The organism is Lentisphaera araneosa HTCC2155 (assembly GCF_000170755.1).
Classification (GTDB): Bacteria; Verrucomicrobiota; Lentisphaeria; order Lentisphaerales; family Lentisphaeraceae; genus Lentisphaera; species Lentisphaera araneosa.
Map to the genome: position 1 here is coordinate 162,357 of NZ_ABCK01000005.1, position 18,733 is coordinate 181,089.

An 18,733-nucleotide genomic window follows, 5' to 3' on the forward strand; every position below is an offset into this window, starting at 1 on the left:
TTTTAAACTTTTTTTTCGTTAAATGAATCATGATTTTTTACTTTTCATCCCCCATAGTTGATACAATCAAACAAGGACAAGTATGAACAAAACAATTCTAAGTTTATTGGGCCTGACCCTTTCTGTCGGCCTCTCTGCCGATGTAAAACGCGGTCAGCAAGTATTCAATCAATTTTGCGCCAATTGCCATGGCGATAAAGGTCAGGGGCTAGTTGGTCCTAACCTCACTGACAAGGAAATCCTGCACGGTAGCAGTAAAGAAGAGATAGTGAAAGTCATTAAAAATGGCGTCTTAGAAAAAGCTATGCCCGCATGGGGAACTATCCTCAACGATTCACAAATCTCGGATGTCAGCGATTATGTTAAATCCATCATCGGCAAGAATCTCAAAAATGGCTTCGTCGCAGTAAAAACAACAGTGAGTTCCTTCCCAACAGGAACTCTAGAAAAACCTTACCTCATTCGTACTTACATGCCTGCATTGGATCTTGATAAAAGTATTTTCGTCAACCACGGCAAAGGAGGCAACGTCAACAAATACAGTCCCGGCTCCGGCAAAGAGGACCCCAAGAAAGTTCAAAAGCCCATCAATGGCTTGCCTTCGACAATCACCGTTAATTTTGGCCAAGAACTTTCCTATACTTTCGACACCCTAGAATGTCGCCTGCTCTACACCTGGTCAGGGCAATTCCTCGACATGACCAAATACTGGGGCAAAGGAACCGGCGGCGGCCGCAGAGGTTTTGGCTACATCCCCGATATTATGGGTGATGTTCATTTCAAAACTTCCGGAGCTCACCCATTCAAAGGCAAGGTACAATTTAAAGGCTACCGCAAAGAAAAGGGAATTCCCGTATTTCTCTATCAGGCTGGAGGTCTTTCTATCAGTCTTAAAATCACTCTCGGGCCTAAAAAGGGCGAAGCCATTTGCGAATACCGCACAAATTCAAAGGAACCTCTCAAGATCAAGCTCCCTCCCGGAATTCAAAGCTCATCCGGTCAGAGCGGAAGCTTAATCCTAAATGCCCAACAAGCTCAAAACTTTAAACTCATCGTCAAAGGAGCAAAATAATGAAGAAATTTCTACTCACAGTTTTTGCCCTTTCCGCAAATCTTTTAGCTGAAAGCTATAAAGTCGACACCATTAAGACGCCACTGGAGATTGCTCCTGAAATTGGTGGCCTCGCTTTTAATCCATCCGGTGAACTCGTGGTCGTCACCCGCCGTTCAGGCATTCAAATTGCCAAGACCGCAAAAGATCCAAATGGCTTTCAGTGGCGCAGTTTTAGCGATGATTCACTGCACAACCCCTGTGGTGTGCAGGTTATATCTGATTCAGAAATGTTTATTTCCCAAATGGCTGAGCTCACCAAGGTCTCCGACACCGATAAAGATGGTATTGCCGATTCTTACGAACTCATTTCAAATGAATTTGGCTTAAGTGGCAACTATCACGAAACTAATTATATCCTGCCCGATAAAAAAGGTGGCTGGTATATCGCTGTGGGTACGGCATCACATAACGGTCCAACCTTTTATCACACTCAAGGTGAATACAAACATAACGGTCGCCGCGGCCGCAATTTCGCTGCTGTAAAATGGAAGGGTTGGGTCATGCACATTGATGCTAAAGGAAAAATAACGCCATTCGCCAAAGGCTTCCGCATGCACAATGGTATGGGCATGAGCCCTGACGGCAAAATTTTTGCCGGTGACAATCAAGGTGACTGGCGGGGTACATCGCCCATCTATCACGTCCAAAAAGACAAGTTCTACGGTCACCCATCAGCGCTGGTTTGGGACGAAAAGTTCGTTAAAGAAGTATCAGACAACCCCCTCTTCTACTACATCAATAACATGAAACAGTACGAAAAAGACCGTACACCCGCGGCTATTGAACTTCCCCAGGGAATGATCTGTAACTCACCTGGAGAAATAATCTTTGATACCAAGGGTAATTTCGGCCCATTTAAAGGCCAAGCTTTTGTGGGCGATATCGCAGGACCGCGCATCGTGCGCCTCATGTTTGAAGAAGTCGATGGCGTGATGCAGGGGGCTTGTATTAAGTTCGTTGAAAAGAAAGTCCGCACTGGCAATAACCGCTTGGTATTCAGTCCCAAGGGCGATGAACTCTACGTAGGCCAAACGGTTCGTGGCTGGGGCAAGCCCTCAGAAGGTATTCAGCGTATTTCATTTAATGGTGAAATGCCTGATTCCATTCAAAAAGTCGAACTAACTCAAGAAGGCTTCCACATCACTTTCACCAAGGAAAAAAGCCCACAGGATTTAGCGAATATCGCAAATTATGCCGTGCAATCCTACCACTACCCTTCTACTCACAAATACGGTTCAAAACCTATGGATCGTAAAAATATTCAAATAACAAAAGTTGATGTCGGAAGTGATAAGAAAAGCGTACTCATTCATGTCAATAGCCTTCAAACTAAGCGCCTCTACCAAATTGATGTAAAAAACACCTTAGCTAGTTGCTTAGATCAAGCTCGCGCCATTTATAAAATAAACCGCCTACAGCCGGGAACTGTCGTTAAAGAAGTCAAAATTGAAAAAGCTGAGCCTGCAACTGTTAAGCTCAGTAAAGGTAAAGACAAAGTGACTGTAACTGTCGATGGCAAACTCTTTACCGAGTTCATCCAGGGACCAAACAAGCCCTGCCTTTATCCCGTCAATGGACCAAATCAGGAAAACCTCACTCGCCATTACCCTTTCAAAAAAGGAGTGAAAAATGAGAAGCCAGATCATCCCTGGCATACGGGGATTTATTTCACCTTTGGCAAAATCAATGATATTGATTTTTGGAATACCAGAACCGGCAAAGATAAGTACATAAAAAATGTCGATCTTCAGACTGATGGTAGTAAAATCCTCGCTCATAACCAGTGGATCCATAATGACAAAAAAGTTCTCAGCGACATAACAGAAATCACTTTCTCTGCCGACTCAAAAAAGCGCTTCATTGATTATAAAGTCACCCTTAATGCTGACACAAAAGACCTCGTTTTTGGTGATACAAAAGAAGGCATGATGGCCATACGCATGGACCCTAGTTTCAAAGTGAGTGGCCAAGGCGCTACCGTTCTCAATAGTTCCGGCACTTCAGGAAAAGGTGTTTGGGGAAAAGAAGCCAAATGGGTGAGTTACAATAACATTCAAGGTTCCGTTATAAGTATCATGGACCATCCAAAAAACCTCCGTCATCCCAGTCGCTGGCACGCTCGTGACTACGGCCTTTGCGCTACAAACCCCTTTGGTCAAAACTCTTACACTAAGAAAAAACTAGCCAAAGATCCCTTCACACTCAAGAAAGGACAGCAAATCACTTTCCAATACCGTTTTGCTTTTCACAAAGAAACCAACGACAAAGATTCAATCAACAAGCTTTACAATTCCTGGACACAAAAATGAAATACGCCATTTGTAACGAAACATATCAAAACTGGAGCTTTGAAGATACCTGTAGAGACATAGCCTCACACGGATACCAAGGTGTGGAAATCGCTCCTTTTACACTCAAAAAGAACCCTGAAGAACTCACTATTTCAGAGGCTAAAACTTTTGCGAAGATCGCAAAAGCTCACGATTTAGAAGTTGCCGGTCTACACTGGCTCCTAACAAAACCTGTGGGGCTTCATATCTCCACTCCCGATTGCGAAGTCCGCAAACGCACCACAAACTTCCTTCAGCACCTCGTGCGCCTCAATGCCGCCATGGGAGGCGACGTGCTCGTTTTCGGTTCCCCCATGAGTCGTAATGTTCCAGAAGGTGAAGATTATAATGAGTACTGGGATCGCGCCCGTGATTCTATTGCGATCATGGCAAATGAAGCTGAGAACGAAGGTGGGATCATTGCCATAGAACCACTTGGTCATGTGGAGACCAACTTCTTCACTTCTGCAGAGGAGACCATCAAAATGATCAAAGAAATCAATTCTCCCAACTGCCGACTTCACCTGGACGTCAAAGCCATGTCCTACGAAGACAAAGCGATAGCTGATATCATTGCGGACTCCGCAGAATACCTCGAGCATTTCCACGCCAACGACCCTAACCTTCGCGGCCCAGGTACCGGCGACATTGACTACGCACCCATCTATAAAGCGCTCAACAAAATCAATTATTCCAAATGGCTTTCCATCGAAGTCTTCAACTACGATGAAGGTCCGGAAAACATCGCCCGCAATAGCATCGAATTCCTTAAAAACTGTGAAAAGAAGTATGAATCAAGTCAAACTATCTCATGATGAAAATTCGAGTGCTGAAAGCACGGCATAACTGAGCCTAGTTCGTCAGAGACTGTGTGAAAAAGATTTGCCTTTGTATCAAACTAAAATAATTAGCGAGTTTACCTGATTCTTTTGTCTGATGAGCATTTTTATTGCCTTTGTGTTGATGTAAGAGCTCATTAATAGGTGGTTTTGAACATGTTTTTGCCAAAAGCTCTTCCTACCTTTGAGAAATGACATGATCTCAGAGAAATTCACAATATTAAGAACCCTATTCAAATTATAAGTGAGTTGTGCCAAGAAAGTTTCTGCCTGTGCCGACTCTATTCCAATCATATTGTATCCACCAGTAAGAATGTGTCTTTTAATCGTTCCAAAAGGATGTTCTACAATGGCAGACCTTCGCTTCATGATATTTGGTTTGGCTTTCATTCTTTCCCGAACATTCTCCAAAACGTGTTCGTGTTCCCAGCGTTGAATACTTCTGCTTTTAGAGTTTGTGCATTTGTCTTTCCGAGAGCAATTTACACAAGCTTCTGGACTTTTATATATCCAATAAGTTTTACAATCTTTTTTCTTGTTTTGATATTTTTGGAGGATTTGTCCCGCAGGACATGTGTAGGTGTTATTATATTCGTTGTAAATAAACTCAGGTTTCCCATAGAAACCTTTACCTTCCATGGGACATCCTTTTTCAGGTATATAGCTTTGGTAACCATCATCTTCACAAGCTTTTATATCTTCATTACTAAAATAACCTTTATCTGCGAGAAGATTGGCACCTTTTACTTCCTTAATAACATCAGCGAGCCTAGATCGCAAGATTCTGATGTAACTTCAGCTGCAATAATCAAATAATTTTTATCATCTACTGCGTGTTGAACATTATAGCCTACCGTACTTTTTCTCCCTTTTTTAAGAGGGCGGCTTTCTGGATCGTTGTAACAAATACTGTTTTTATCAGTAGTGTCCAACTTTTGTTTTAGTTTCTTTAATTCTTGTGATTTTTCTTGATTTTTCACTAGTGAGCTTTTTAGCTTGTTTTGTTTTTCTTCTCTATTTGGAGAAGGAGCTTCATCTAGTTCCTCTAATTGTCCTAGGTACTTTTCTACCTCTTTTTCATACTTCTTAAGTGCTGAGTTTAATTTATTTTTAGTCCAGCTTTTACTAATATTGTTAACGGCTTTAATACTCGTGCCATCAACAGCTATAAAATCCCCCGAAATCAACTTAAGCTTGTTACACAACAGGGTGAATTGAGCGCTAGCCTTTTTAAACGCATTGCGGTTTATTCTCCTAAAGTCACAGATAGTTTTAAAATCTGGTTTTAATTTACCCATGAGCCAAATCACTTCGAGATTCACTTTACAAGCTCTTTCTAGTTTGCGGCCACTACGAATTCCATAAGAATAACCATAGATGAACAACTTCAATAAATCGGCCGGATCATAAGCAGGTCGACCCCGCCCATCTAACCTTTCTTTGGGGTAAGTAAAACCGCATTCGCTCAAGTCTAAACCATTAACAAATTCATCTATAAAGCGCACTTTATTATTTTCATCGACATAATCATCAAGACAATCTGGCAGTAATAAAACCTGATCACGTGATACTCTTTTTATAAAGCTCATAAACTTCCCACATGAATTATCAACAATATCTTATATACTATAATATATAAGCTTATTTAAATATGTATATTTGGATATTGTTTTTCACACAGCCTCGTCAGAACTAGATCTACGGTACAAAATTCCATTGCGAGTTCTGTAGGTACGGCATAAATAACTCTGCCATACATTCGGTATTCCTATATCTTACCACCCGAGTGCCCCAAGGCTCACGCCTTGGGCTTTATTTTGTCATGCCTTCAGCATTCGACTAAAGATCTAAAAACACAAATCAATACAGCTAAAATTTAAGCGGTAAGTATGACCACATTAATTAAGTTTTTTAAAGTTTGAATAAATTTTGTAGTGCCTTGCCATCTAAACAGTTTTAGTTAAATATGCTCATAGGTTCCAAAACCTTAAATCAAGCGCCTCAGATTAGCTTGTATTAACTTATTAATTTGGCTGACTTCTTTTTCATCAATTTGATATTCTTTGGCAAGTACCTTGAATTGGTTAACCGCCTAAACAGTTTTAGTTAAATATGCTCATAGGTTCCAAAACCTTAAATCAAGCGCCTCAGATTAGCTTGTATTAACTTATTAATTTGGCTGACTTCTTTTTCATCAATTTGATATTCTTTGGCAAGTACCTTGAATTGGTTAACCGCTTCAGCGACTTCTTCTATTATTGTCTTTGCTTTGCCCAATTTTATTCCAGATATCTTGGCTAAATCTAGAAGCTGTTCTTTGCTAGGGTTTTTACCTTCTCCGCAAAAACTCATACTATGTTCAGCTCCGGGGCCCCTATTAAAGGTTAAATCATATGCTGGTGTTGCTGACCAGTCCTGATTTGTATAAATAAATGAAAAGTTTTTCACGTGATCATCACGATTATTACTGCACAAATTAAAGACTGCTTGTCGAAAAAGCTGTTCTACATCATTTTGCTTTTTTGTCAAGATTCGCGTCAGCTTTAATAGATCTAGATAATCATTCGATGGAATGCGAAAATTTGAATGAATTAGGTTACCAAATGTATGAATGTGAAAGCGTTCACCTGCTTCTCTATCAAAACGTTTGATGCCAAAATAATAGTGATTATCCTCACTCTGAAAAAGTCTTGTTTTAGGCATTATCAAACCAGCTTGTTGCGCCATAGTAGAGTAAACATACTCTATTTTTCCTGAGTCAAGATGCTCATTTGGCGCCACAAACTTAAGTATCCATGCTTGAAAGTCTGATGGTAGAGTGTCCGCCGTAATGATTTCATCCTTTTTTATTCCGGCCAAAACCTTTGGTCGAGCTCCCCCTGGACTACCTCCGTAATGTAATAACTGAGGTAAAACTTCATGAATTGATCCCTGCCAAACTTTTTCCACTTCACTTGCCATGGATTTTAAACTGAGGCTTTCTTGCAAAAACTGCTCTTGATTAGTACAAGGCTCATAAGTTAATGCGCCCATACTTCGTGAACCCAAATAAGCCAAACGATCGAGCACGGAAAGCTTATGTGGATCTAGCCCTTGCTTACGGAAAAAGCGATCCATTAATAGCAAGCCCCAACCATCGGGTAATGAATCATCAAAAAGACCAAAAACAGTAGAAAATTCATGATCTTTAAATTCGTGTAAGCCCGGCTTCGGTGCTAATTTAAATGGTGAAAGCCAAAGGGGGTCCAGGAGAAAGTCACTATCATATTCAAAGTAAATTTTTCTATTGTTCTCTGCCAAAATACCCACGAGTCGCTTATTGCTTAAACTGCTTTGATAATACACCTTAAGCTTTTTCATAAACGCCCTCGTTTTGCTGTCGACTCACGAACTTCCAAATCCTTTAAACTACTCGCTATTGGGGCTTGAAATAGCTGTTCAAAATCTTCTAAATGATCTAATGCAAAAGCAAGCTTGAGTAAAGATTGTAGTGAAATGAGTCCGGTTTTTTCAAAACGGCGTAAAGAAGCTAGGCTTACCCCGGAACGATCGGATAAGGTTTGTTGCTTCCAGCCTAAAGCCAAGCGCTTCTCACGTAGCCTTTCTGCCAAGAGGATGGAAATCTCTTCTGGAGTATTTAAATAATACATAATATATTATTGTTTATTGGTTAAAAAAACATTAATCAATAATATATTAGCACTTATTAGCAGACATGCAAATATTAGAACCAACCCCTATTTCACTCGCATCCAGTCAATTTCAATTTTTGTCCCCGCGGGAGCTTTAAACTCAAGTTTGAGATCTTTAATCGTACCTGCCCAATTTGCGCCCAGGGCAAAATTTAAATCGTTAAATTCATCCGTCCCTGAGACTTTACTTGAGGCGATATTTTCACCATTTGCTGAAAACTGAATTTCTGCTGGTGTATTGGAGCGTATTCTCAAGACTAAATCACCTTGATTGCGACTTGAATCAAGTTTGAGGCCACTGCGCTTGAGTGAAGCTTTTTCCGCGATTAAGTCAAAGTTTAAAAAACCCTGTCGACCAGAAATATTTGTGGTTTTACCATCTGATATCCAGCCCTCATTTTGCCAGCCTCCACAGTCGAATTCAAACATTAATTGCCCATCTTTGGGGTCGCGATTATTATACTGCTCCCAGAGGTCAGAGAGACCATCGCCATCTGAGTCCGTACGCACGCGTTCGTATTCAGCATTGACGCCCTTGAAGCGGCCATTGCCGTTAATCTCTAGTTCAATATCGGGTTCTTGACCTGCACCTAAATCGCCTTTAGCTACCCATGAATTTAGAATCTGACGATGCTCTTTGAGAACTGCTTGGTACTTCGGAAGTTTTGCTAGGTTATTAACTTGGGCTGGATCTAAAGTGATATCATAGAGTTCTTCTGCAGGACGTTCCCCAAAATAGATTTCTGCTAACTTGGGGTCTAGTGTTCCCTTGGCGTATTCACTGCGCATAAATTTGAGATAATCTTTATTGTCGCGGTACTGAGGCTGTAAGAAAACTCGATCCAATTTGTAGTTGCGCGTGTAACGGTATTTGTCTGTACGAATAGTTCTCACTCGATCAATAGTATGATCACAGCGGTCGCGACCTGAGCCAACATAACTTCGAGCCTTAAAATCATCCGCAAAAAGATTTTGTCCCTCAATCCACTCGGGGTAATCAATCCCCGCCCAAGTTAAGCTTGTGGCCGAAACGTCGAGGATTGTTACCAAATCATTGCGTACTGCCTGCTTGGGAACCCATTTTTCTGGTCCAATGATAACGAGTGGTACGTGAAGTCCTGCCTCAGTAGGCATCTGCTTGTGACGAATGAGGTTATTGGCTCCATGATCGGAAAAGTACACCACAATCGTTTTTCCCATGAGTCCATCTTTTTTGAGTTCATCGAGAATACGGCCAATGCGATCATCATCTGAACGAATCGTATCGCAGTGCTGAGCTACGATCTCGCGATACATTTGATTCTGGGGATAATCGGCAGGAACAGTCACTGCTCCGGGATTTGTTTTGCGTTCCCTAGGAAATTTACCGGTGTTAGTTTTGCCACCTTTGAGCTGAATTTGACCAAAAAAAGGTTTTCCTTTTGGCATTTCTCTCCAGGACATTGAAGTCTGTTTACCATTTACTTTTATATATGTACTCGGAGGATAAGTGAAGTTATAATCATCTTTACCCTGATTAAAAGTGGCGTAACCCGCCTCCTTAAAAAGCTGAGGTAGAGTTTTCATTCCTTGAGGAAGAGGTAAAGCCCCCTTCCCTCGACGGGAACGATGTTCATGAGCACCAAAGCGAAATTGATTAGCTCCGACAATCACAGCTGATCGACAAGCAGAACAAACGGGCGCAGGCACATAAGCTCGCTTAAAGATCACTCCTTCACTCGCCATTTTATCTATGACTGGAGTTTCCCCTTTTTGTACTTCATAATCGTAAGCCCCCATCCATGGCGAAGTATCTTCTTGAAACAACCACAGAATATTGGGTTTATCCTCTGCAAAGGCATTTTGATTTAGGAACAAAGTAAAGAGTAAAGTCAATAAAAGTTTATTCATAGCATCTCATCATTTCTTGTCATTGTTATCACTTAAAGACTATTCTCAAGAATCCTTAAGATCTTTCAGGCTTATACAAAAAAACACTCTCAATATAAAAAACTGACATCAGAAGCTCAAAAAAGTCGCTTTAAGCTGATTTTATGCATGAGGAGATTGAGTGATTTTTATTTTCAATTGATTTAATTATGGGGCTCTGCCCCATAAGCGCTAACCAAAATTGACATTTACAAATCTTAAATTATATTGAAATGATATTATTTTCATTAAATAAAGGTTAGTACTTAATATGGATATAGATGGCTTAGTTCGGTCTGATTGGGATTATTTTAAAACATTCCTTCCTGATGGTTGGGATGGTATGATGGCGGAAACTGGAATGCTAAAGTTCGGACGAAAATTTTCAGGCTAAGATGGCCCTTCGAAGCTTCTAAGAACATTACTAATTCATTTGGGTGGGAACCTCTCTTTACGCTCAACATGCGCCTTGGCAAAAGAGGGCAATATTATTGACGTTAGTGATGTAGCATTACTCAAAAGGTTACAAAAATCAAGTGAGTGGTTCAACTGGTGCACTACGCAACTATTGGATAAAATGAAGCCAAGAAACTCACAGGGACTTCCTGAGCAAGAAGAATATAATTTTAGATATGTTGACGGCTCTATTGTCAGAGAACCAGGAGCAACAGGATCCACATGGAGGCTTCACTACTCTATGAATGCAAAAACCTTAGCGCCAGACGAGATTACTATAACGGATCAAAAAAAAGGAGAGTTACTTAAGAATTATTCCGTTAAACCAAATGACGTTTTCATTGGAGACCGTATTTATCCACGCAGAAATGGCATTATTCATGTCCATTCCAATGGAGGCTATATTCTTTGTCGCTTCCCTCCTAGCCTTACCCCTTTACATAACGACAATGGTACGCCTTTTAAACTCTTGTCGAAATTACGGAAATTGAAACTCGGAGATATCGGTGAATACAACGTTGTTATAAAACACAATGAAGGTCAAATAAACGCTCGAGTTTGTACTATGAAAAAAGATCATGAAAGTACTTTAAAAGCTCAAAAAGCGATTCATCGGAAAGCCAGTAAAAACAGTCGCAAAGGAAGCACAAGACCGGAAACTTTAGAGTATGCAGGATATATTTTAATCTTAACTACATTGGCTGAGTCTGTATCACCCGAAAAAATCCTTAATATTTATCGTAGCCGATGGCAAATAGAGCTTCTATTCAAGCGCTTAAAATCAATTATAGGTGCGGCACCCTTATACAAAAAAAAATGATATAGGAATGAGGAGTTGGCTCGCAGGAAAGATTTTAGTAGCAACATTGATTGAGTATATAATTCGCTGCGGCGAAGATTTTTTCCCCTGGGGATACCCCATCAAAAAAACTATCCAAAACTAACAGTGCTAGATCATTATGGCGAGAAAGAGAGTTTTTATATTCCATAGTTTTACAGACTATACTTCCAGCGATATCACTAAGAAAGGTTGTGGTGAATTGGATGAGAATTCGCGAAACACTCAAAGAACCTCCACGTACACGTAAACTGCAAATAGACACAGTACAGAATGATTTAAAAGCTTCTGGTTAGCGCTTATGGGGCTCTGCCCCAAACCCTGCAAGGACTTGCCAGTCCTTGACCAGGCGGATCATTATAAAATCATCTATAAACTCAAGGAAAAGCGCTGACGCGTAGCGACTAGCGTCGGGATTCTTAAGGGTGCTTAGCACCCTTGAGTTGGGCTTGGGACAAAGTCCCAAATAATAAAACTATAATTTAATCCTCCCCCCTGCAAAATCGTGTTTTGATGATAAAATTCATATTTTGCGTAAATTGAATGATTTTTTCGTGATTTGATTCATGCATTTCATCTTTTCAGACCCTAATATTTTCTATATCAAAAAATTAGGCCTCCAATGAAATACCTTATTGTACTATTTTCTTTTATTTGCATTCTTGGCGCAAATGAAAAACCCAACATCATTTTTGTCCTTGTGGATGACATGGGCTACTCTGATCTAGGCTGCTATGGCAGTGAGATCAACACTCCAAACATTGATTCATTGGCAGACAATGGTTTGCGCTATACGCAAATGTATAATACGGCAAAATGCTTTCCTTCGCGGGCTTGCCTCTTGACGGGAATTTATGCTCAACAAAGCGGCATGGATAAAAGGCATGCGAAAATGTTGAATTCCGCAACTCTAGGCGAAGTACTTAAAACAACTGGTTACAGAACTTTTGCATCGGGTAAGCACCATGGCACTGAAAATCTTTTCGATCGTGGCTTTGACCATTACTATGGTTTACGCGATGGTGCTTCGAATATGTGGAACCCCGGAAAACAACGCTCTGGCGAAGCCGCTCCAGGTAACAAGGGGCGTACGCGCTACTGGTGTGATGACGAAAAAACTATTGCTAGCTACACTCCAGAAGATCGTAATTTTCATGTAACTGACGCATTTACCAATAAAGCTCTGGAGTGGATGGATGAAAAAGAGCTCGAAACCCAGCCCTTCTTTCTCTACCTATCCTACACAGCGCCTCACTACCCCCTCCATGCCTGGCCGGAAGATATAGCCAAATACAAAGGCAAATACGATCAAGGCTACGAAGCCATACGCGAGGCTCGCTATAAGCGCATGGTTAAAATGGGAATCATTGACCCGAACAAAAGCTCTCTAGCAAAATGGACTGAGCGTAATTGGTCTAGTTTAAAAGGAATTGAATTAGAAAAAGAAAAACTCCGTATGGAAATCTATGCGGCTATGATCGAACATGTAGACCGCAGTGTTGGTAAAATCATCTCCAAGCTAAAATCGCAAGGCAAATATGAGAACACCCTTATTATGTTTGCTTCAGATAATGGCGCTTGCGCTGAGGGAAGCGGAGCCAAAACTAAATCCACTAAGATTGAAGATTTTGGCAATGTCGCTAGTTTTGAAACTGTTGGTAAATCTTGGGCTACCGTTCAAAACACTCCTCTTCATAACTGGAAAAACTACTCGCACGAAGGTGGAATTCGCACTCCTTTCATCGTTCATTGGCCTGGCAAAATCAGTACACCCGGAAGCTTCAATTCTGAGCCCATACATTTTATCGATATTATGAGTACTCTAGTCGTTATCACCAAGGCAAAATATCCTTCAGATGTTACTCCCATGCAAGGAACGAGTATTGCTCCCACTTTTTCAGGTCAAGAACTCAACAGGTCCCAGCCACTTTTCTGGCAATGGTCTAAAGGTGGTGGTATCCGCGACAATAATTGGAAAGCCGTATTCTGGGGAAAGAAATGGGAACTCTTCGATATGTCTAAAGATCAAAATGAATCTCATGACCTCTCCAGTCAATACCCCGAAAAACTCGAAGCACTCAAAAAACCTTACCATGCATGGTATAAAAAAGCCAAAAGCCAGTAATTTCATGCGAATATTTTATACCTTCACAATTTTATTTTTCTCTTATTCCATCTTAGCTAAAAATAATTGGCCCGATTACTCTAAAGAGATTAAATATAAAACTTCCATAGATTCTACTTACCAAGCCATGATGAGCTTTGTGAGTCCTTCTGATAAAAAACGCCCTCTTTTAATTGCATTACACAGTTGGTCGGGAACATATACACAAACAGGTTGGCAAAATGATGCACTGCAATGGTGCTTAGAAAATAATTGGCACTTTATTCATCCTCATTTTCGCGGCCCAAATTGGACTAAAGATGCCTGTGGATCTGACAAGGCCGTTCAGGACATAATCGATGCGATAAACTATATGAAGCAGAACCACAAGATTGATACGCAACGTATTTATCTAATGGGGAGTTCTGGCGGTGGTCACATGGCACTACTTATGGCGGGTCGCCACCCTGAAATTTGGGCGGGAGTCTCCGCTTGGGTTCCCATCTCCGATATCTACTCTTGGTGGCAAGAAAATGATAAACATAAAAAGTATAAAAAATACGCCCGTCACATCGAAAAAGTAGTGGGAGGACGACTCGACCAAAATAAATTTGCCCGAGAACAAGCTCAATTACGTTCACCTAATAAATTCTTATCTGCAGCTCAAAAAGTAAATATCGATATTAGTGCAGGGATTTATGATGGCCACAAAGGGGGCAGTGTTGCTTTTACTCATTCTTTAAAAGCCTTTAATACCATAGTTTCTGAAAAAGACAGAATCCCAAAGAAACTCATAAATACTTTTTATAAAAAGCAATCTTTACCTTCCGAACTCCCCCAAGCAAGTAAAGACCCGCTTTATCAAAAAAAAGAACTCATTTTCAGAAAACAAACTCAACACACAAGAGTCAATATCTTTAAAGGCGGCCACGAAATCATTTCCCATGCAGCACTGAATTGGCTTAAAGAACAAAAAAAAGGCAAACCAGCCATATGGATTCCCTCAAGCATTTATACTTTATCTCAATCTATTAACAAACACAAGTCAGGTCTTTAAAACAGGAAAATAATATGAAAAAATTCGCAATAGCTCTACTCGCACTCAGCACTTCACTTCTTGCTTTGGAAAGTGGTGGTCTTGAATGGAAAGAACACAAAAATAACTGGACTACTGAGGATAATCTTATTATTGGTGAAAATGTCGACAAGAAAAATTCTGTGCTTTGGACTGAGAAAAAATTCAAAGATTATGAGCTTGTCGTAAAGTTTAAAACTGACTCCAAAGATTACGACTCTGGCGTTTTTCTCAGAGGTAATAGTCACCAAGTTCAAATTGGTGTTTCTCGTTCACTGAAAAAAGATCTCACGGCCTGCATTTATGCTCCCAGCGACAAAAAAGGAAAGTACCCTGCTAGCAGTGACAAAGTAGCTGAACTCCATAAACTGGGTCAATGGAACGAAATGAAAATGATCGTTCAAGGCAAGAATATGAAAGTCTACCTCAACGGAACTCAAACAGTCGATTACGACGGCGTAAAAATCAAAGAAAGTGGCCCCATCGGCCTTCAACTTCACGCTGGAGTTCACCAAAAAATGGAGTTCGAAATCGTCTCCTTCAAAGAGCTTTAAACCTGGGAGCGCCGGCGCCTCGCCGGCATGTTTACTCAATCGGACCGCGCAGCCCCAGCTGCGCATAAAGTTTTCTCCAACACGCTGAAGCGTGGACTATGTACAAATCCGAACTGCCGAGCTCCTGCTCGGCAAACCTAAGCCGAAGGCGCAACCCAATAAAACACATGATAAAACACCTCCTCACCCTACTCATCTGCCTATCTACTATTGCTGTCGATAAAAAGCCCAACATCCTTTATATTTTTACCGATGATCAAACTCACCGGTCGGTATCGGCTTACGACGAGGCGCATGATTGGGTACAAACTCCTAACATCGATAAATTAGCTGAGTCGGGAATGAGATTCACCTCCTGCTACACAGGTACCTGGTGTCAGCCATCTCGCGCCAGCAAACTTACGGGCTTGCTTCAGCATTCATTAGATTCACTTAAAATCACCAATTATCCCATGGCGGAATATGATCCTAAAACTCTGCCCTTTTTCCCTGCTGTATTTCGTCAGCAGGGTTATGAAACGGCCTGTATTGGCAAATGGCATTTGGGTGAAGATGTGGGACATGGCCGCGATTGGGATTACTCTGTTATCTGGGATCGCGGTGGCCCGAAGAGCAATAAGTACGCCTACTTTAACAATAGTCTTGTCCGAACTAATGGCGGTGAACGCAAGCCCTTGGGGGGATACACCACCGATAAGTTTACTGAGCTCGCAGTGGATTATATACACAAACAAAATGACAAGGAGAAACCTTGGTACCTATGGCTTTGCTACCCAGGTGTCCATGGCCCCTACACACCCGCCAAACGTCACAAAGATTTTTATAAAGATGTTGAAGTAAAGGTCCCCTCAGATATTTTTGGTCCGCGACACAGTAAACCTGCACACCTAAAAAACATGACGCGTTGGAAAAAAGATAAAAATGGTACGCCTGTAGGCTTCGCTAGTCAAGTCAAAAAATACCACAACGCAGTCAAATCACTAGACGAAGCAGTGGGTACTCTCATGAAAGCCTTAGAGGATAGTGGCCAATTAGAAAACACCATCGTCATCTTCACTTCAGACCAAGGCTTTGCTTGGGGGCAGCATGGTTCAAAAGAAAAATGGCTTCCCTATGATGCCAATATTATTGCCCCGCTCATTATCAAAGCACCTGGTATTACTCAGCCTGGCACGGTGAATGGCGAAGCCGTCTGCGGTGTCGATATCACTGTTACTATTCACGAACTTGCCGGCATTGAACCCCAATGGAAAATGCATGGCCGCAGTCTAATGCCTTTGCTAAAAGATCCCCACAAAAAGCTCGCTTCGCCCATGCTGATGATCAACACAACCCATCGCTATGGTTCAAAAATCAACGAAGAACTTAAAGCAAAAAACTACGACGCCTTTAAACGCCGGGGGCTCTACGCCTGGATGATGATGCGTGATGGCAAGTACAAATATATTCGTCACTTTAAAGACAATGTTATTGAAGAGCTCTACGACCTAGAGAAAGACCCCAAGGAACTCAACAACCTTGCCATCAACCCCGAGTACAAAACAAAACTCAAACAACTTCGAGAAAAAACCGAATTAGAATTCAAGAAGCAGGATGGCGATTTCATCGACCTGCTACCCCATCCAAAAACACTATAATTCAATTTGGGTGAATTTATAACAACTAAAAAGATTTAATTATACTCAAAGCACCCCATAAAGGATTGATCAACTGGATCTTTGAAGACAAAAATCCTACCTTTTACATCTATTGACTCCAACGTTAATGGTTCAAGTTGAGACTGAAACTTTATAGAACTAATAAATTCTTCTTGGGAATTCAAATCTTTAATATGTTCTTTTATATCACCTGATCGCCAAATACCTACAAATGGCAGAATACCTTCACTTTCTAAATACCATCTACCTTCACCTTCATAAGGAGGAGTTCGATTCATTTTATCAAGTATCTCTTCACTTAAACAATCTTCATAATAACCAAACTCATCATCAATTTCATGCTGTACCTTAAGTATCCCTTTCTCAATAGCATTTATATGCACATAAAAAAACTTATCACCAGGGTGGTTTCTATCTACTAATAATTTTAACTCATCAACACTAAGGTCTACTTTGTATGATTCGTCATAATGACTTAACCATGGGCGTAGACAAAGTCCTTTTTGTCCAGTTAAATCACATACTTTGTCTAGCGCTGGATTCCAACCTAGATAATCAAAGTCCGCTTGAAAATAATTTATTTCCCTAGATTTTTGCACATTATTCTCAAACAGTTCATTTATTGCTTTTTGTCTTTTTTCTAACTGATTTTTTTCCTTCGCTGCTTCTGCAATTTTGTTAGCCTCTACTACTTCTTGATTAAACTCTTTTTTTCGCGCTTCTATGGTTTCTATTGCTCTTCTGTAAGTTAATTCTATGTCATTGTCAAAACGATCATGTTTAATCAAAAAATTCTTTAAACTTGAACCAGACTTACCTGCCAAATAATCTATTCCCCACGGACTAACACGATTCAAATCAATCAACAAATTATTAGATTCTAATAAACGAAAAAACTTTTGACTAAACAAAATTTCATTAGCTGATTTTACATAAAAAACATCTAAATTTTCAATCATTTTTTCAAACTCAAGCTTAATATATTTAGGAACAGGTTGATTATATTTGTCGCTAAAATGGTTTCTGAAAAAATCCTTTTCATCCAGAATATCCTCAAATTGAGCCCAATATACAGATTTGCTAGGTTGTAACTTAGCTGTCAAACTTTTGATCAACACTGGTTTAAATCTCAAACCATTTAACCCGTTACTTTTATACATTTCTATAAATCTACTTTTTACTAAGAGAGACAAGTCTCCATTAGCCAATAAATTTATCTGCCAATTTTTAAAATTGCCAAGATTTTTAACATCCATAATTAAATCTTCATTAATAATTTCATTGAAATTATTATCTGAGTCATACCAAGAATTACCTGATAGACTTAAAAAGGGAAATTCATATTTGTCATCATCACAATATTCTAAACTAATAGAAGTGTAATAATATTTATTAGACTGACTTCCATCTTTATCGAAACCCAAATCATCAAAGATATTGCATACTTCATAAAACAAATCCAAATCACAGAAATTTTTATAAAACCGCCCCTTATGCGGCAAATCCAATACACATAATTCTGAATGTAATATCTGGAGCTTACTGTTCACTGTGGATTTTAAGTCTTTATCAAAGTGAGCGTTTACACAAAATTTATACTTCATCTTTTCTCCACCTAATTTTAAGTACATTTCCAATGTAAACCTAATCTAAAGTTCTCAGAGATTTCTTAAAGTTAGGGTTTTAAACTTCTTTCATAAAAATATTGCTTTTATTCAACTTTTAGACACTTTGTAATTTTGTAATCCGGAGAAATTAAATTGAAAACTACACTGATAATTGGTGCTACACCTCGCCCTTCCAGCTATGCTAATAAAGCCATGCTGGAATTGGAAGAACATGGACACAAAACTTTGCTCTATAATCCCCTTGGGCGAGCCATTGATGATAGAAAAATTCATACGGAAATAGCGCAGATCAGCGAGCCCGTCGATACTATTACCCTCTACGTCCGACCGGCCCGCCTGCAGCCCATTGTCGAGGAGCTCATAGCCCTCAAGCCCAAGCGCATCATCTTTAATCCCGGAACTGAAGATGCTGATATCATGCAAAGCTTTAAAGATTCAGAAATCGAAGCTCTAGAGGCCTGCACCTTAGTCATGTTACGTACAGGACAATATTAAAGCAACTAGCGAACTGATAAATTTAAGGACTACTTAAAGAAC

At 40.2% G+C, this 18,733-nt stretch carries 15 protein-coding genes; 9 read left to right on the forward strand and 6 right to left on the reverse strand.

Features of this window, described 5'->3' with window-relative positions; genetic code table 11:
• Positions 1-82 precede the first annotated feature (82 nt).
• The 3 genes from LNTAR_RS25250 to LNTAR_RS06515 are packed head-to-tail and all read left to right on the forward strand — an operon-like array spanning position 83 to position 4,259.
• The gene (locus tag LNTAR_RS25250; RefSeq protein WP_007277862.1) at positions 83-1,072 is read left to right on the forward strand and encodes a c-type cytochrome; all 990 of its coding nucleotides are present in this window, start codon (positions 83-85) and stop codon (positions 1,070-1,072) included.
• Positions 1,072-3,423, forward strand: a complete 2,352-nt coding sequence (locus tag LNTAR_RS25255; RefSeq protein ID WP_007277863.1) for a DUF6807 family protein — start codon at positions 1,072-1,074, stop codon at positions 3,421-3,423. The genes LNTAR_RS25250 and LNTAR_RS25255 overlap by 1 nt, the downstream gene beginning before the upstream one ends.
• Complete coding sequence (locus tag LNTAR_RS06515; RefSeq protein WP_007277864.1) at positions 3,420-4,259, forward strand: sugar phosphate isomerase/epimerase family protein; 840 nt, start codon at positions 3,420-3,422, stop codon at positions 4,257-4,259. Before LNTAR_RS25255 ends, LNTAR_RS06515 begins: the two co-directional genes overlap by 4 nt.
• A gap of 78 nt (positions 4,260-4,337) precedes the next feature.
• Here LNTAR_RS06515 and LNTAR_RS25260 read toward each other — a convergent pair whose 3' ends face one another.
• The 5 genes from LNTAR_RS25260 to LNTAR_RS06535 form a co-directional block, all read right to left on the reverse strand.
• On the reverse strand, positions 4,338-5,063 hold the full coding sequence (locus LNTAR_RS25260; protein ID WP_007277865.1) for a transposase: 726 nt from the start codon (positions 5,061-5,063) through the stop codon (positions 4,338-4,340).
• Entirely contained in the window at positions 5,027-5,872 is an 846-nt protein-coding gene (locus tag LNTAR_RS25265) for a transposase (protein ID WP_007277866.1), read from the reverse strand. Before LNTAR_RS25265 ends, LNTAR_RS25260 begins: the two co-directional genes overlap by 37 nt.
• Before the next feature lie 544 nt (positions 5,873-6,416).
• Complete coding sequence (locus LNTAR_RS06525) at positions 6,417-7,643, reverse strand: type II toxin-antitoxin system HipA family toxin (protein WP_007277867.1); 1,227 nt, start codon at positions 7,641-7,643, stop codon at positions 6,417-6,419.
• Entirely contained in the window at positions 7,640-7,933 is a 294-nt protein-coding gene (locus LNTAR_RS06530; RefSeq protein ID WP_007277868.1) for a helix-turn-helix domain-containing protein, read from the reverse strand. Before LNTAR_RS06530 ends, LNTAR_RS06525 begins: the two co-directional genes overlap by 4 nt.
• 87 nt (positions 7,934-8,020) lie before the next feature.
• Positions 8,021-9,865: a sulfatase family protein gene (locus tag LNTAR_RS06535; protein ID WP_007277869.1), complete on the reverse strand. Its 1,845-nt coding sequence runs from the start codon at positions 9,863-9,865 to the stop codon at positions 8,021-8,023.
• Positions 9,866-10,460: 595 nt separating this feature from the next.
• On the opposite strand from LNTAR_RS06535, the gene LNTAR_RS06540 reads away from it, so the two are divergent.
• From LNTAR_RS06540 to LNTAR_RS06560, 5 genes are all read left to right on the forward strand, one after another.
• Positions 10,461-11,159 (forward strand): transposase, encoded by a 699-nt coding sequence (locus tag LNTAR_RS06540; protein ID WP_157473324.1) that lies wholly within the window; start codon positions 10,461-10,463, stop codon positions 11,157-11,159.
• A 640-nt stretch (positions 11,160-11,799) separates the two neighbouring features.
• The gene (locus LNTAR_RS06545; protein WP_007277873.1) at positions 11,800-13,302 is read left to right on the forward strand and encodes an arylsulfatase; all 1,503 of its coding nucleotides are present in this window, start codon (positions 11,800-11,802) and stop codon (positions 13,300-13,302) included.
• A 4-nt stretch (positions 13,303-13,306) separates the two neighbouring features.
• Complete coding sequence (locus LNTAR_RS25270; RefSeq protein ID WP_162026367.1) at positions 13,307-14,338, forward strand: alpha/beta hydrolase; 1,032 nt, start codon at positions 13,307-13,309, stop codon at positions 14,336-14,338.
• A 14-nt stretch (positions 14,339-14,352) separates the two neighbouring features.
• Entirely contained in the window at positions 14,353-14,910 is a 558-nt protein-coding gene (locus tag LNTAR_RS06555; RefSeq protein ID WP_007277875.1) for a 3-keto-disaccharide hydrolase, read from the forward strand.
• A 167-nt stretch (positions 14,911-15,077) separates the two neighbouring features.
• Entirely contained in the window at positions 15,078-16,547 is a 1,470-nt protein-coding gene (locus tag LNTAR_RS06560; RefSeq protein ID WP_007277877.1) for a sulfatase-like hydrolase/transferase, read from the forward strand.
• Between the two features lie 35 nt (positions 16,548-16,582).
• Here LNTAR_RS06560 and LNTAR_RS06565 read toward each other — a convergent pair whose 3' ends face one another.
• Positions 16,583-18,172: a hypothetical protein gene (locus tag LNTAR_RS06565; RefSeq protein ID WP_157473327.1), complete on the reverse strand. Its 1,590-nt coding sequence runs from the start codon at positions 18,170-18,172 to the stop codon at positions 16,583-16,585.
• A gap of 156 nt (positions 18,173-18,328) precedes the next feature.
• Between LNTAR_RS06565 and LNTAR_RS06570 the strand changes: the two genes are divergently transcribed.
• Positions 18,329-18,691, forward strand: a complete 363-nt coding sequence (locus tag LNTAR_RS06570; protein WP_007277879.1) for a CoA-binding protein — start codon at positions 18,329-18,331, stop codon at positions 18,689-18,691.
• Positions 18,692-18,733 lie beyond the last annotated feature (42 nt).

Excerpts from the sequence above, each read along its gene's own strand:
- LNTAR_RS25250 (WP_007277862.1), top strand. The coding sequence starts at position 83 with ATGAACAAAACAATTCTAAGTTTATTGGGCCTGACCCTTTCTGTCGGC.
- LNTAR_RS25255 (WP_007277863.1), top strand. The coding sequence starts at position 1,072 with ATGAAGAAATTTCTACTCACAGTTTTTGCCCTTTCCGCAAATCTTTTA.
- LNTAR_RS06515 (WP_007277864.1), top strand. The coding sequence starts at position 3,420 with ATGAAATACGCCATTTGTAACGAAACATATCAAAACTGGAGCTTTGAA.
- LNTAR_RS25265 (WP_007277866.1), bottom strand. The coding sequence starts at position 5,872 with ATGAGCTTTATAAAAAGAGTATCACGTGATCAGGTTTTATTACTGCCA.
- LNTAR_RS06525 (WP_007277867.1), bottom strand. The coding sequence starts at position 7,643 with ATGAAAAAGCTTAAGGTGTATTATCAAAGCAGTTTAAGCAATAAGCGA.
- LNTAR_RS06530 (WP_007277868.1), bottom strand. The coding sequence starts at position 7,933 with ATGTATTATTTAAATACTCCAGAAGAGATTTCCATCCTCTTGGCAGAA.
- LNTAR_RS06535 (WP_007277869.1), bottom strand. The coding sequence starts at position 9,865 with ATGAATAAACTTTTATTGACTTTACTCTTTACTTTGTTCCTAAATCAA.
- LNTAR_RS06540 (WP_157473324.1), top strand. The coding sequence starts at position 10,461 with ATGAAGCCAAGAAACTCACAGGGACTTCCTGAGCAAGAAGAATATAAT.
- LNTAR_RS06545 (WP_007277873.1), top strand. The coding sequence starts at position 11,800 with ATGAAATACCTTATTGTACTATTTTCTTTTATTTGCATTCTTGGCGCA.
- LNTAR_RS25270 (WP_162026367.1), top strand. The coding sequence starts at position 13,307 with ATGCGAATATTTTATACCTTCACAATTTTATTTTTCTCTTATTCCATC.
- LNTAR_RS06555 (WP_007277875.1), top strand. The coding sequence starts at position 14,353 with ATGAAAAAATTCGCAATAGCTCTACTCGCACTCAGCACTTCACTTCTT.
- LNTAR_RS06560 (WP_007277877.1), top strand. The coding sequence starts at position 15,078 with ATGATAAAACACCTCCTCACCCTACTCATCTGCCTATCTACTATTGCT.
- LNTAR_RS06565 (WP_157473327.1), bottom strand. The coding sequence starts at position 18,172 with ATGAAGTATAAATTTTGTGTAAACGCTCACTTTGATAAAGACTTAAAA.